A 13,758-nucleotide genomic window follows, 5' to 3' on the forward strand; every position below is an offset into this window, starting at 1 on the left:
TCGTCTTCGGTGGTTCGCGCCTTCACGGACGACGCGTTCTCATGGGTGCCGGGTGTTCAGCAGTGGAGCCCGAGGACGCCCCAGCCGCGCCGGTCGGCCTCGGTCATGACCTCGCCCCAGTCCTTCAGCAGCAGGGCGAACTCGTCGAAGTCCGCGATCCAGCTTCCCGGGGACGCGGCGTGCTCCGCGAACGGCTCCCGCAGCGTGTCGAGTTCGGGCGCGGCCCGGTCCCAGAGCCGTTTGATCCCCGGCACATCGTCCGGTGCGGACCACATCAACGTCCGTATGTCCCAGGGGCATTCCTGCTCGGACTCCTCCTCGCCGTCGCCGCCGTCCATGAACGGAAGGCCGCCCCAGAACAGCGCCGACAGGTAGTGGTCCAGGGCGGTGCGCAGACCGGGGGCGGCGTGGTCGCGGACGGCCTCCCATCGTTCGCCCGCCCAGAAGTGGGGCTTGTAGGAGCCGAGCGTGCCGTGGAAGTCGTATCTGCGGCACCAGTCGGCGTCCTCCTCCCTCGGCCGGACCCACCCCGCCGGAGGGGGAGGGCTCCAGGTGTCATCGTCGTCGTCGAAGATGTCCCAGAGAAGGGCGGACCGCTGGTCCGCCGGGACGGTTCCCAGCCGTTCCCAGTCCACGATCAGGACCTCGATGCACACTCCCATTGCACGGAGGCTAGTCCCGCGGGTCCGGCGCCCCGGCGAGCACCTCCCGCGCCGGGGCCGCACGGGGCCTGTCGCGACGCCCTTACTCGGCGGTAATCTGCGGGCCCGTCCGCAGCATGGGGGAGTGGTATGGGCACCGTCACGAGGTTCGATCCCGTCGCCGAGCACGAGAGGGCCCGCGCCGCGCTGGGGGTTGTGATCCCGCGGCTGGTCCGGCTGTTGCGCGACGTCCCCGACGCGGGCGCGGCCTCCGGCGTCCCGGTGTGGACGGTGGGCGACGTCGGCGCGCACCTCGCGGCCGTGTACCTCGGGTACTGCTCCGTCGTCTCCGCCGACGGGGCCGTGGAGTGGGACGGCCTGCTGCCGTCGGGCGAGGCGTCGTTCGGCGAGCGGATCGCGGCCATGAACGCCAGATCCATCGACCTCTTCGGCGGCGAGGAGCGCGCCCGCCCCGCCGATGTCGTCGCCGAGCGGGGTGAGGAGTTCCTGCGGATCACCGAGGGCCTCGCCCCGGACACCCCCGTCGCCGTGCCCTGGTACGGGGAGGGGGTGACGATCTCGTTGGCGACGATGACCGGGCTGCTGATCAGTGAGAGCCTGGTGCACGGCCTGGACGTCGCGCGCGGCGCCGGACTCCCGTGGTCGATCGGCCCGGACGAGGTGGCCCTGGTGATCGGTCAGTCGATGCCGACGATGATGGCGCTGGCCCTGGACGAGGAGAAGGCGCGGGGGGTCGGCATCGCGTTCGACCTCAGGATCAAGGGCGGGCCGCGACTGGCGGTCGTCGTCGAGGACGGGGCGATGACGGTGACCCGCGACGCCCCGCCGCGCGCCTACGACTGCCGGATCACGGCGGCGCCGGTCGCGTTCCTGCTGGTCTCCTTCCGGCGTACGCCGATCTGGAGGGCGATCGCGAGCGGCCGGATGCTGGCCGGCGGCCGCAGGCCGTGGCTCGCCATGCGACTCGGCGAACTCGTCGCCACTCCCTGATCCGGCGGGCGGGGCCACCGGGCGGCGCGGGCCGGTCCCGGTTCATGACCCACATGGCCGCAGGCGGGCGCCGGGGCACCGGCCGGGCATGACCGCGCCACGGTGATGTACTAGAGTTATCTCGACATCGAGATATATGCCGAAGGCGCACGCGTCAGCCAGTTGGTAAGGGTTACCTAACCAAGCCTTACCTCAGCGGATGGCCGGGGCCGTAGGCGGCACCACGCGGCGCCCGCCGTAAGAGAGGCGCGGCGCGGAGTACGCGCACATTGATGAAGGAGACTGTCGTGTCGGCGAACAGCTTCGACGCCCGCAGCACGCTGCGCGTGGGCGACGAGTCGTACGAGATCTTCAAGCTGGACAAGGTCGAGGGCTCCGCGCGCCTCCCCTACAGCCTGAAGGTGCTGCTGGAGAACCTGCTCCGCACCGAGGACGGCGCGAACATCACCGCCGACCACATCCGGGCCCTCGGCGGCTGGGACTCCCAGGCCCAGCCCAGCCAGGAGATCCAGTTCACGCCGGCCCGCGTGATCATGCAGGACTTCACCGGTGTGCCGTGCGTCGTGGACCTCGCCACCATGCGCGAGGCCGTCAAGGAGCTGGGCGGCGACCCGGCGAGGATCAACCCCCTCGCCCCGGCCGAGCTGGTCATCGACCACTCCGTCATCGCCGACAAGTTCGGTACGAAGGACGCCTTCGGCCAGAACGTCGAGCTGGAGTACGGCCGCAACAAGGAGCGCTACCAGTTCCTGCGCTGGGGCCAGACCGCCTTCGACGAGTTCAAGGTCGTCCCCCCGGGCACCGGCATCGTCCACCAGGTCAACATCGAGCACCTGGCCCGCACGGTCATGGTCCGGGGCGGCCAGGCGTACCCCGACACCCTCGTCGGCACCGACTCGCACACCACCATGGTCAACGGCCTCGGTGTGCTGGGCTGGGGCGTCGGCGGCATCGAGGCCGAGGCCGCGATGCTCGGCCAGCCGGTCTCGATGCTCATCCCGCGCGTCGTCGGCTTCAAGCTGACCGGTGAGCTCCCGGCCGGCACCACCGCCACCGACCTCGTGCTGACCATCACCGAGATGCTCCGCAAGCACGGTGTCGTCGGCAAGTTCGTCGAGTTCTACGGCGAGGGCGTCGCCGCCACCTCGCTCGCGAACCGCGCCACCATCGGCAACATGTCGCCGGAGTTCGGCTCCACCGCCGCGATCTTCCCGATCGACGACGAGACCCTGAACTACCTGCGTCTGACCGGCCGCGACGCCCAGCAGGTCGCGCTCGTCGAGGCGTACGCCAAGGAGCAGGGCCTCTGGCTCGACCCGGCCGCCGAGCCCGACTTCTCCGAGAAGCTGGAGCTGGACCTCTCCACGGTCGTCCCCTCCATCGCCGGCCCGAAGCGCCCGCAGGACCGCATCGTCCTGGCCAACGCCGCCCAGCAGTTCGCGCAGGACGTGCGCAACTACGTGGACGAGGTCGACGAGGCGGGCAAGGAGTCCTTCCCGGCCTCCGACTCCCCGGCCGTCACCCCCAACGGCGGTCCGTCCAACCCGGTCACCGTGACCGCTCCCGACGGTTCGACGTACGAGCTGGACCACGGCGCCGTCACCGTCGCCGCGATCACCTCCTGCACCAACACCTCGAACCCGTACGTCATGGTCGCCGCGGCGCTCGTGGCGAAGAAGGCGGTCGAGAAGGGCCTGACCCGCAAGCCGTGGGTCAAGACCACCCTCGCCCCGGGCTCCAAGGTCGTCACCGACTACTTCGACAAGGCGGGCCTGACCCCCTACCTCGACAAGGTCGGCTTCAACCTCGTCGGCTACGGCTGCACCACCTGCATCGGCAACTCCGGCCCGCTGCCGGAGGAGGTCTCCAAGGCGGTCAACGAGCACGACCTGGCCGTGACCTCGGTGCTCTCCGGCAACCGCAACTTCGAGGGCCGGATCAACCCCGACGTCAAGATGAACTACCTGGCGTCCCCGCCGCTGGTCGTCGCGTACGCCATCGCCGGTTCGATGAAGGTCGACATCACCAAGGACGCCCTCGGCGTCGACCAGGACGGCAAGCCCGTCCACCTCGCGGACATCTGGCCGACCGAGGCCGAGGTCAACGACGTCGTGGCGAACGCCATCGGCGAGGACATGTTCAACAAGTCCTACCAGGACGTCTTCGCGGGCGACGCCCAGTGGCAGGCGCTGCCGATCCCGACCGGCAACACCTTCGAGTGGGACTCCGAGTCCACCTACGTGCGCAAGCCCCCGTACTTCGAGGGCATGACCATGGAGACGACCCCGGTCGAGGACATCGCCGGCGCCCGTGTCCTGGCCAAGCTCGGCGACTCGGTCACCACCGACCACATCTCCCCGGCCGGTGCCATCAAGGCCGACACCCCGGCCGGCAAGTACCTCACGGAGCACGGCATCGAGCGTCGTGACTTCAACTCCTACGGCTCGCGCCGTGGCAACCACGAGGTCATGATCCGCGGCACCTTCGCCAACATCCGCCTGCGCAACCAGATCGCGCCGGGCACCGAGGGCGGCTTCACCCGCGACTTCACCCAGGACGGCGGTCCGGTGTCGTTCATCTACGACGCCTCGCAGAACTACCAGGCCGCCGGCACCCCGCTGGTGATCCTGGCGGGCAAGGAGTACGGCTCCGGCTCGTCCCGCGACTGGGCCGCCAAGGGCACCGCGCTCCTCGGCGTCAAGGCCGTCATCGCCGAGTCCTACGAGCGCATCCACCGCTCGAACCTCATCGGCATGGGCGTCCTCCCGCTCCAGTTCCCGGAGGGCCAGACGGCCGAGTCCCTCGGCCTGACCGGTGAGGAGACCTTCTCCATCGCCGGTGTGACCGAGCTGAACGACGGCACCACGCCGCGCACCGTCAAGGTCACCACCGACACCGGTGTGGAGTTCGACGGCGTCGTCCGCATCGACACCCCCGGTGAGGCGGACTACTACCGCAACGGCGGCATCCTGCAGTACGTGCTCCGCAGCCTGATCCGCAAGTAGCCGATCCGGCAGGAGACAACGGGCCGCCCCCCTTCGCGCGACGAAGGGGGGCGGCCCTTTCCCGTACCGGCCCACCGGACCCGGACGACCCGTCACCGCCCGTACGCCGAGGGCGAGCCGCACCGGCCGCCGGGCGTACGGGAATGCGATCGTGGGCCCGCGGGTTCACGCAGCGACAGCGACAGCGACAGCGACAGCGACAGCGACAGCGACAGCGACAGCGACAGCGGTACGGAAACAGAAGGAAAGAGCGGAAACACCATGGGCGAGCTGATCCTGATCCGGCACGGCGAGACGGAGTGGTCGCGGTCCGGACAGCACACGAGTCACACCGATCTTCCCCTGACCCCCCTCGGTGAACTCCAGGCCCGCGCGCTGGCGCCCCTGCTCGCCGAACGGCCGATCGCACTCACCCTGGTCAGCCCCGCGGTACGCGCCCGGCGCACCGCGGAACTCGCCGGGCTCGCCGCTCCCCGCATCACGCCGGAACTGCGCGAGTGGGACTACGGCGGCTACGAGGGGATCACCACCGACGAGATCCACCGCACCCGCCCCGGCTGGAACCTGTGGACCGACGGGGTCGCCCCCGGGCCCGAGGCGCACCCCGGGGAGACGCCCGCCGAGGTGGGTGCCCGCGCCGACCGGGTGCTGGCCGAGGTCATGAGGGCCGCGGGCCGGGACGAGGGCGAGGACGTCGCGCTCGTCGCCCACTCCCACTTCCTTCGGGTGCTCACCGCCCGCTACCTCGGACTGACCCCGGCCGAGGGCACGTTGTTCCAGCTCGCCACGGGGGCCGTCTCGCGGCTGGGCACCGAACACGGCCAGCCGGTGATCACGGCGTGGAACGTGACCCTGCCCGAGAGCCTGTTCTCCCGGGCCGTCCCGGAGAACCCGGAACGGGACCGGAGCCAGGGCCTGTGAACGGACCGGCGGCCGGTGCCCCGGGGAAAGGGGCACCGGCCGCCGGCCGTGACGCGGGTGGAACCCGAGGTCAGGAGAACAGCTCCAGTTCCGCCAGCCTGCCCCCGCCGGCGAACACCAGGCGGTAGTGGGCGTACGTCCCCGGACCGTTCACCGAGAACACCCTCGTCTGCCGGTCCCAGGCGAACCGTTCGGCCCGGCGCCTGTCGAGGTCCTTCCACGTGGTGCCGTCCGACGAGCCCTGGAGGACCCAGCCGGACGGGGCCCCGGCCGCCGTGTCCGACGTCAGCGTGTACCGGACCGCCTCCGTGGCCGAGGCGACCGGCAGGTCCACCGAGGTGACCTCCGCCGAGGTGGCCGACGTGTCGTCGAACAGGGCGCCCTCACCCTTCAGCACGTCCGTCCGCGGCGACGCCACCTCGTCGTCCGTGGTGATCGAGACCGGGGCCGCGTCCTTGCCGGTGCCCCACGAGGACGGCTCGGGGCCCATGGCGAAGTCCAGCACACCGCCCCTGGCCAGCAGCCCGTGCGGCAGCGCGGTCGAGGTCCACTTCTTGCCGTTGACCCGCAGGCCCTGCACGTAGACGTTCCTCGCGCTGTTCCCCGGCGCCCGGACGACCAGGTCCCGGCCGTTCTCCAGATGGACCGTGGCCTTCTCGAAGAGCGGGGAGCCGATCGCGTACTCTCCGCTGCCCATGACCAGCGGGTAGAAGCCGAGCGCGGAGAAGAGGTACCAGGCCGACTGCTCGCCGTTGTCCTCGTCGCCGTGGTAGCCCTGCCCGATGTCGCTGCCCGTGTAGAGCCGGCCCAGGACCTCGCGGACCTTCTCCTGCGTCTTCCAGGGCTGCCCGGCCGCGTCGTACATGTAGGTGGCGTGGTGCGCGACCTGGTTGCTGTGGCCGTACTGCCCCATCCGCACGTCGCGCGCCTCGGTCATCTCGTGGATGACACCGCCGTACGAACCGACGAACTCGGGGCCGGCCGTCTCCGGAGTGGTGAAGTACGTGTCGAGCTTCTTCGCCAGACCGGCGCGCCCGCCGTACAGGTTGGCCAGGCCCCGGCTGTCCTGCGGGGCCGTGAAGGCGTAGCCCCAGCCGTTGGTCTCCGTGTAGTCGTGGCCCCAGACCCGCGGGTCGTACTCCTCCGAGGGAAGCCGCCAGTCGCCCTTCGCGTCCCTGCCCTGGAAGAAGCCGGCCTTCCCGTCGAAGAGCCGGACGTAGTTGCGGGCGCGGTCCAGGAAGTACGCGGACTCCTCCTTGTACCGGGCCTTCCCGGTCTTCCGGTGGAGGGCCTCGCCCATCCGCGCGATGCCGTAGTCGTTGAGGTAGCCCTCCAGAGACCAGGACAGGCCCTCGTGCGTCGAGGTGTTCGCGTAGCCGGTGAACGGGGAGGTCACCATGCCCTTGCGGCCGACGCCCGAGGTCGGCGGGACCACCGTGGCGTTCTTCAGGGCCGCCTCGTACGCCGCCTCGGCGTCGAACCGCACGCCCTTGACGTACGCGTCGGCGAACGCGACGTCCGAGGAGGTGCCGGTCATCAGGTCCGAGTAGCCGGGGGACGACCAGCGGGATATCCAGCCGCCGTCCTTGTACTGCTGGACGAAGCCGTCCACCATCTCGCCGGCCCTGCCCGGGGTGAGCAGGGAGTACGCGGGCCAGGTGGTCCGGTAGGTGTCCCAGAAGCCGTTGTTGACGTACACCTTGCCCTCGACGATCTTCGCACCGGTGTGCGTCGGGGTGTCGGGGCCGGTCCGCGGTGAGAAGGGGCTGGCGTACTTGTCCTTGCCGTCCACCTTCTCGAAGCCCGAGTTCGGGTACAGGTACAGCCGGTACAGGTTGGAGTAGAGGGTGGTCAGCTGGTCGGCCGTGGCCCCCTCGACCTCCACCTTGCCCAGGATGTCGTCCCAGGCCCGCTGCGCGCGGTCCTCGACCCGGTCGAAGGAGCGGGCGGCCGGGATCTCGGCGGCGAGGTTCCGCTTCGCCTGGTCGACGCCGATGAGGGAGGTGGCCAGCCGCAGGTTCACCGTGCGATCCCTGCCGGCGTCGAAGCGGAGGTAGCCCGTGACGTCGTCACCGCCGCCGCCGGACAGCTTGCCGCTCGCGGTGACCGGGGCGTCGAAGACGCCGTACACGAACAGCCGGGTCGCGCCGGTCGAGCCGCCGCTCTTCACGTCGGAGAAGCCGGTGAAGGAGCTGGTGGCCGGGTCGAGGGTGAGCCCGCCGTCGTTGGAGACGTTGTCGAAGACGACGCTCGCGTCGTCGCCGGGATAGGTGAACCGCATCCGGGCCGCGTGGTCGGTCGGGGTCATCTCGGCCCTGAGGCCGTTGTCGAAAGTCACCCCGTAGTAGTGCGGCCGCGCGGTCTCGTTCTCGTGGCGGAAGGGCAGCGCCCGCGCCCCGCGGGCGGCGTCCGGGGTGCCGGCGACCGCCGACGGCATCAGCTGGAAGGTCTGCCGGTCGCCCATCCAGGGGCTCGGCTCGTGGCTTGCGCTGAAGGCCTGGAGGGTGGGCAGGTTGTCGTCGTTGTTGCCGCGCGCGTAGTCGTACAGCCAGCTCGTCGAGCCGGCGTCGGTGACCGGTGTCCAGAAGTTGAAGCCGTTCGGCACGGCGGTGGCGGGAAAGTTGTTGCCGCGGGAGAAGGCGCCGCTGGAGTTGGTGCCGCGGACCGTCGAGGCGTAGTCGGACAGATGGGCGCGGCGCTTCCCGGGCGCCTTCGGGGCGATCTCGATGTCGTCGATCCAGCCCTGGAACTTCGCCGCGCCCTCGGGGGAGTCGTACGCCACCAGGACGCGGTCCACCGTCCTGCCCGCCGCGACCGTGCCGATCCCCGACTCGACCCTGTTCCACTGGTTGACGTACAGCCGCTTGGCGTCGGCCTGGCCCTGCGGCGTCAGCGGGCCGCCGTTGCTGTCGGTGGCCCGCAGGTCGCTCAGGTACGTGCCGTCCGTGAACGCCAGGTCGACCGCCACGTGCGTCGCCGGGTAGGCGAGGTCCGTCTCGCCCATCCGGGGATACACCAGGTAGGACAGCGAGGTGTCACGGGTGACGACCGTGTTCACGTCGAAGACCTTGTTGTACGAGTAGCCCCGGCCGTCCGCCTTGTGCGTGCCCGCGTACCGCAGGGCCTTCCTGCCGGTGAAGCCCGCGCCCGCCTTGGCCGTGGGGGAGCCGGAGGGGCCGCGCTCGGGCCGGCTGAGCATCTGCGCCGGGGCCGGGGCGGAGGTGTCGCCGTCGGAGAACTGGACGTCGGCGAGCTGGGTGATGTCGGGGGAGCCGTTGTTCTTCGTGATCCGCAGCCGGAAGTGCCGGTACGCCGTGTCGGAGGCGAAGTCGTACGACTTCGTCCGGAACCGTTCGGTGAAGGTCTGGTCGGTCCGGGAGTCGAGGTCCTTCCAGGCGGTGCCGTCGGCGGAGCCCTGCAGGGTCCAGTCCCTCGGGTCGCGCTCGTCGTGGTCGTTTGCCGAGGTCAGCGCGTACGTCACGACCTCGACCGGTTCATCGAGGTCGAACTCGACCCAGCCGGTGGGCTCGAAGGTCAGCCATTTGGTGCCGGGCTCCACATCGATCAGGTTCTCCTTGACCTCCCCGCCGCCGGTGTTCTCGCCACTGGCGCGGACGTCCGTCACCCGGTCGGTGACATTGCCCGGTATTCCTGCGGAGAAGCCGCCATCGACACCCGATGACCGTTTCTTTCCGTCCGGGCCCTCTTCCACGGTGTTGAGCCAGTCCGGCTGCTTTTCATCCGCTTCGAAGGAAGTCCTGAAGGTTCGTTCCCCCGCGAGGACTTGATCCTTTTCCGGCGGACCGGCCGACTGGGCGGCGGTGGCGGGAGCGGTCGCGATCAGGACGAGCGAGGCCGCGATCAGCGCGACCGTACGGCTTTGTCTTCTGCGAGAACCATGTCGGGGCTGCATGCCGAGCCATTCCTCCCGGGGACGTACGCATGGACAACGTTGTCAAAGAGATGCGCAAGGTCCAGTAGGGAGGCAAGTGCCGTGGTGTGTCAAGGGTGTTGGATGGCAATGGCCGACCGTATCGACCGTAATGCGGAAAACGTTACAGCCGGAGCGGGAGGCGCGGGTTCCAGGTATCCGCGAGGTCTCAACTCGGGAAAGACTGCTGTTCAACCTTGTGTTCGATCTTGCTCAGTTGAGTGTGAGTGGACTATACCTGTCGGCGTCCGCACCGAATGTTTCGTCGGCGTGGACGAGGGGGACGCGGGGGGAACGGACGGGAACGGCGCGAGGAATGCGCCCGATGTCCGGCCTTCTCCGACCCCCGATGCACGTGGCTAGCCTTGAAACAGCACTACCCAAGCGCAACTGACCGCGGTGGCGGGGCCCTTCGCCTGAGGCGAATTTCGACGGGCGACCGGTACACACCGCCTGAGTCCTGGAGAAGGCGAGGACTTGAGCATGGGATCCACCTCCGCCCACAAGAATGAGGGCCCCGGCCGTCGCGATGTGATCAAGCGATCTGCCGCACTCGGCCTGATCAGCGTCCCGGCGATGGGCTTCCTGTCGGCGTGCGCGAGCGGCGACGGCGGCAGCGACAAGAAGGTCGAGAAGGGCAAGGTCACCAAGGCCAACCCGCTCGGCGTCAACGAGACGGCCCCGCTCGAAGTCGTCATCTTCAACGGTGGCTTCGGCGAGCAGTACGCGATCGACGCGGAGAAGAAGTACAACGAGGCGTTCCCGAAGGCCCCGAAGGTCAAGCACGCCGCGACCCAGAAGATCCAGTCGCAGCTGCAGCCGCGCTTCAACGGCGGCACCCCGCCGGACCTGATCGACAACTCCGGCGCCGAGCAGATGGACATGGGCGTCCTGGTCGGCAAGAAGCAGCTGCTGGACCTGACGCCGCTGATGGACGCCCCGTCCATCGACGACCCGAACAAGAAGGTCCGCGACACGCTGCGCCCCGGTGTCCTGGAGATGGGCCAGTTCGACGGCGACCCGGTCTGGATCATGTACTACGCGTACACGGTCTACGGCGTCTGGTACTCGCAGACCGCGCTCGAGAAGCTCGACGCGGAGTACCCGGAGGACTGGGACGCCATGCTCGCCCTCTGCGCGAAGGCGAAGAAGCAGGGCATCGCCGGCTGGACGTACCCGGGCAAGTACCCCTACTACCTGCCGTTCTCGCTCTACCCGTTCATCGCCAAGATCGGTGGCCGGGAGGTTCTCGACAAGATCGACAACCTGGAGCCGAACGCCTGGAAGGACCCCGCGGTCAAGGCGGCGTTCGAGGCGTACTACGAGCTGTACAAGAAGGGCTACATCCTCAAGGGCACGCCCGGCCTCACCCACATCCAGTCGCAGACCGAGTGGACCAAGGGCAAGGCGCTCTTCATCCCGAACGGTTCGTGGGTGGAGAACGAGGCGGCGCCGACCACGCCCGAGGACTTCAAGATGATGGTCGCGGCCCCGTCCGGCCTGGACTCGTCCGACCAGATGCCGTTCGGCACCATCTGGGCCTCCGGCGGCGAGCCCTTCATCGTCCCGGCCAAGGCGAACAACCCCGAGGGCGGCATGGAGCAGCTGCGCATCATGCTCTCCGAGGAGTCCTCGAAGAACTTCACCAAGCAGGTGAAGTCGCTCAGTGCCTTCAACGGCGGCACCGACGGCCTGACCCTGTCGACCGCGCTGCAGGCCGGTGTCGACGCGCTGAAGAAGGCCGGCGACAACGTGGTGAACCCGCGTATGCAGGACTGGTACGTGAAGCTCCAGAAGGAGCAGATCGGCACGGCGGGCATCGGCGAGATGATGGCCGGCCGCCTGACTCCCGCCGAGGCCATCAAGAAGATCCAGGCCTTCGCCGACGCGGCGGCCAAGGACCAGTCCATCAAGCACTACAAGCACCAGTGAGCAACCGTCACCAGCGGCGGCACCCGCGGAAAGATCGGGGTCGGTAAACGATGCAGCACGGCAAGTACCGTTTCATCGTGGGGTTCTTGGTGGCCCCACTGGCGTTGTACGCGGTCTTCGTCATCTGGCCGTTCATCCAGTCCATCTACTATTCGTTCACGGACTGGACCGGCCTGAGCCCGGACTTCAAGATGGTCGGGTTCGACAACTACACGAGGATGTTCAAGGACGACATCTTCTGGAAGTCGCTGCAGCACAGTGTGCTGCTCGTGCTGCTGCTGCCGCTGGTGACGTTGGGTCTGGCGCTGTTCTTCGCCTTCATGCTCAATGTCGGGGGTCGACGGCGGAAGAACGCCACGGTCTCCGGTGTGCGAGGGTCGAGTTTCTACAAGATCGCCTACTTCTTCCCGCAGGTGCTCTCGATCGTCATCGTCGCCCTGCTCTTCCAGTTCGCGTTCAACCCGCGCGACGGGATGATCAACTCGACGCTGGAGGGAATCGGTCTGGATTCCCTCCAGCCCGAATGGCTCGGCGATCCGAACCTGGCGCTCGTCTGCGTCATGACGGTGCTGATCTGGTCGACGGTCGGATTCTTCGTCGTCCTCTTCTCGGCCGGAATGGCGTCCATTCCCAAGGACTTCTACGAAGCGGCGCTCCTCGACGGGGCCAACCGTTTCACCACGTTCTTCAAGATCACGCTGCCGCTGCTCTGGGACACGGTGCAGTCGGGCTGGGTGTACATGGGCATCCTGGCCCTCGGCGTGGAGGCGTTCACCGCCGTACAGGTCATGACCGTGGGCCCCGGCGGCCCCGACTACTCGACCACGGTCCTGCCGCTGTACGTCTACCAGACGGCCTTCCGCGACGGGCAGGCCGGCTACGCGACGACGATCGGTGTCGGACTGCTGGTCGTCACCATGCTCTTCGCCGCCGTCGTGATGCGACTGGGCCGGCGCGAACGGCTGGAGTTCTGATGCCGCGCACGACGGGCGACGGCCCCCGGACCCCCAGCAGGCACCACAGGTCGGCCCCCGTGTCCGGCTCGACAGTACGAGGTGAGTACACGTGAAGACGACTGACACCCCGCCCGCGGCCCCGGCGGCGGGCCCGGCCCCCGCGGCCAAGAGCCCCGCGCCGGCCGTCGAGGAGAAGAGCAGCGAGGGCAAGGTCCTCAACGTCTTCTCGCACGGTGTGCTGATCATCTGGGCGATCCTGGTCGTCATGCCGCTGCTCTGGGCGGTGATGGCGTCGTTCAAGACGGACGACTCGATCCTGTCGACGCCGTGGGCGCTGCCCGACAAGCTGCACTTCGAGAACTGGTCGCGCGCCTGGAGCCAGGCGCACATGAGCGACTACTTCTTCAACACGATCGTGGTGGTGGGCGGCTCGCTCGTCGGCACGCTGCTGCTGGGGTCGATGGCGGCCTACGTGCTGGCGCGGTTCGACTTCCCGGGCAACCGCTTCCTGTACTTCCTGTTCATCGGCGGGATGAGCTTCCCGATCATCCTGGCGCTGGTCCCGCTGTTCTTCGTGATGAACAACATGTCCCTGCTGAACACGCAGCACGGACTGATCCTGGTGTACATCGCGTACTCGCTGCCGTTCACCGTCTTCTTCCTCACCTCGTTCTTCCGGACGCTGCCGACCTCGGTGGCGGAGGCGGCGATGCTCGACGGGGCCTCGCACACCCGGACGTTCTTCCAGGTGATGCTGCCCATGGCGAAGCCCGGCCTGATCAGCGTCGGCATCTTCAACTTCCTCGGGCAGTGGAACCAGTACATGCTGCCGACGGTGCTCAACACCGACCCGAACCAGCGGGTGCTCTCCCAGGGGCTGGTCGAACTGGCCAACAGTCAGGGGTACAAGGGCGACTGGTCGGGTCTGTTCGCCGGTCTGGTGATGGCGATGCTGCCGGTCCTCGGGGCCTACATCGTCTTCCAGCGCCAGGTCGTCGCGGGGCTCACCGCGGGCGCCGTGAAGTAACGGTCCGGCCCTCGGCCCCCGGTACACCGCCCGTACGGGCCGTCCACACGCACCACCCACACGCACCGCCCGCCGGCTTCCCGCCGGCGGGCGGTGCGCGTGTGCGGGCAGCCGTCCGGGGCGGGGACGGAGCGAGGAAGGAGTACGGGCGGAACGTGGACGGGACGTGGGCGGGGCGAGGAAGGAGTACGGGCGGRACGTGGACGGGCGCGAGCGGGACGTGGACGGGGCGCGGGCCGCGCGCGAGGGCGCTCATCCGAGGCTTCGCTCGCTCAAGGTCTTGACGGGGAGCACCTCAAAACGCTCAGCTTGGAGTTCACATGTTGGAGAGAAC

Annotated in this window: 9 protein-coding genes; 6 read left to right on the top strand and 3 right to left on the bottom strand. The window is 68.8% G+C overall.

Going from position 1 to position 13,758, the window contains the following annotated elements; all coding sequences use genetic code 11:
* Positions 1-56: 56 nt before the first annotated feature.
* Positions 57-662 (bottom strand): hypothetical protein, encoded by a 606-nt coding sequence (locus EAO76_RS34305; RefSeq protein WP_148839981.1) that lies wholly within the window; start codon positions 660-662, stop codon positions 57-59.
* A 129-nt stretch (positions 663-791) separates the two neighbouring features.
* On the opposite strand from EAO76_RS34305, the gene EAO76_RS34310 reads away from it, so the two are divergent.
* Together EAO76_RS34310 and acnA are read left to right on the top strand one after the other, a co-directional pair.
* Positions 792-1,652 carry a maleylpyruvate isomerase N-terminal domain-containing protein gene (locus tag EAO76_RS34310; protein WP_148839982.1) on the top strand — a complete coding sequence of 287 codons (861 nt, stop codon included), beginning with the start codon at positions 792-794 and terminating at the stop codon, positions 1,650-1,652.
* A gap of 287 nt (positions 1,653-1,939) precedes the next feature.
* Positions 1,940-4,657, top strand: a complete 2,718-nt coding sequence (acnA, locus tag EAO76_RS34315) for an aconitate hydratase AcnA (RefSeq protein WP_148839983.1) — start codon at positions 1,940-1,942, stop codon at positions 4,655-4,657.
* 92 nt (positions 4,658-4,749) lie between these two features.
* On the opposite strand, the gene EAO76_RS44940 is transcribed toward acnA, so the two are convergent.
* Complete coding sequence (locus EAO76_RS44940) at positions 4,750-4,920, bottom strand: hypothetical protein (protein ID WP_187438881.1); 171 nt, start codon at positions 4,918-4,920, stop codon at positions 4,750-4,752.
* Between EAO76_RS44940 and EAO76_RS34320 the strand changes: the two genes are divergently transcribed.
* Entirely contained in the window at positions 4,919-5,578 is a 660-nt protein-coding gene (locus tag EAO76_RS34320; RefSeq protein WP_148839984.1) for a histidine phosphatase family protein, read from the top strand. The two genes, EAO76_RS44940 and EAO76_RS34320, sit on opposite strands and share 2 nt — an antisense overlap.
* 70 nt (positions 5,579-5,648) lie before the next feature.
* On the opposite strand, the gene EAO76_RS34325 is transcribed toward EAO76_RS34320, so the two are convergent.
* Positions 5,649-9,491, bottom strand: coding sequence for a GH92 family glycosyl hydrolase (locus EAO76_RS34325; protein ID WP_148839985.1), 3,843 nt, complete (start codon positions 9,489-9,491; stop codon positions 5,649-5,651).
* 501 nt (positions 9,492-9,992) lie between these two features.
* On the opposite strand from EAO76_RS34325, the gene ngcE reads away from it, so the two are divergent.
* The 3 genes from ngcE to EAO76_RS34340 all read left to right on the top strand — a co-directional run bounded on the left by ngcE (position 9,993) and on the right by EAO76_RS34340 (position 13,424).
* On the top strand, positions 9,993-11,441 hold the full coding sequence (gene ngcE, locus EAO76_RS34330) for an N-acetylglucosamine/diacetylchitobiose ABC transporter substrate-binding protein (protein WP_148839986.1): 1,449 nt from the start codon (positions 9,993-9,995) through the stop codon (positions 11,439-11,441).
* 50 nt (positions 11,442-11,491) lie between these two features.
* A complete protein-coding gene (locus tag EAO76_RS34335) occupies positions 11,492-12,415 on the top strand; it encodes a carbohydrate ABC transporter permease (protein WP_148839987.1) in 924 nt (307 codons plus the stop codon).
* A gap of 91 nt (positions 12,416-12,506) precedes the next feature.
* Entirely contained in the window at positions 12,507-13,424 is a 918-nt protein-coding gene (locus tag EAO76_RS34340) for a carbohydrate ABC transporter permease (RefSeq protein ID WP_148839988.1), read from the top strand.
* Positions 13,425-13,758: the final 334 nt, after the last annotated feature.

It is taken from the genome of Streptomyces sp. sk2.1 (assembly GCF_008120935.1).
Lineage (GTDB): Bacteria > Actinomycetota > Actinomycetes > Streptomycetales > Streptomycetaceae > Streptomyces.

Bases quoted from the DNA above. Each gene is read 5' to 3' on its own strand.
- EAO76_RS34305 (WP_148839981.1), bottom strand. From the start codon at position 662: ATGGGAGTGTGCATCGAGGTCCTGATCGTGGACTGGGAACGGCTGGGA.
- EAO76_RS34310 (WP_148839982.1), top strand. From the start codon at position 792: ATGGGCACCGTCACGAGGTTCGATCCCGTCGCCGAGCACGAGAGGGCC.
- EAO76_RS34320 (WP_148839984.1), top strand. From the start codon at position 4,919: ATGGGCGAGCTGATCCTGATCCGGCACGGCGAGACGGAGTGGTCGCGG.
- EAO76_RS44940 (WP_187438881.1), bottom strand. From the start codon at position 4,920: ATGGTGTTTCCGCTCTTTCCTTCTGTTTCCGTACCGCTGTCGCTGTCG.
- EAO76_RS34325 (WP_148839985.1), bottom strand. From the start codon at position 9,491: ATGCAGCCCCGACATGGTTCTCGCAGAAGACAAAGCCGTACGGTCGCG.
- ngcE (WP_148839986.1), top strand. From the start codon at position 9,993: ATGGGATCCACCTCCGCCCACAAGAATGAGGGCCCCGGCCGTCGCGAT.
- EAO76_RS34335 (WP_148839987.1), top strand. From the start codon at position 11,492: ATGCAGCACGGCAAGTACCGTTTCATCGTGGGGTTCTTGGTGGCCCCA.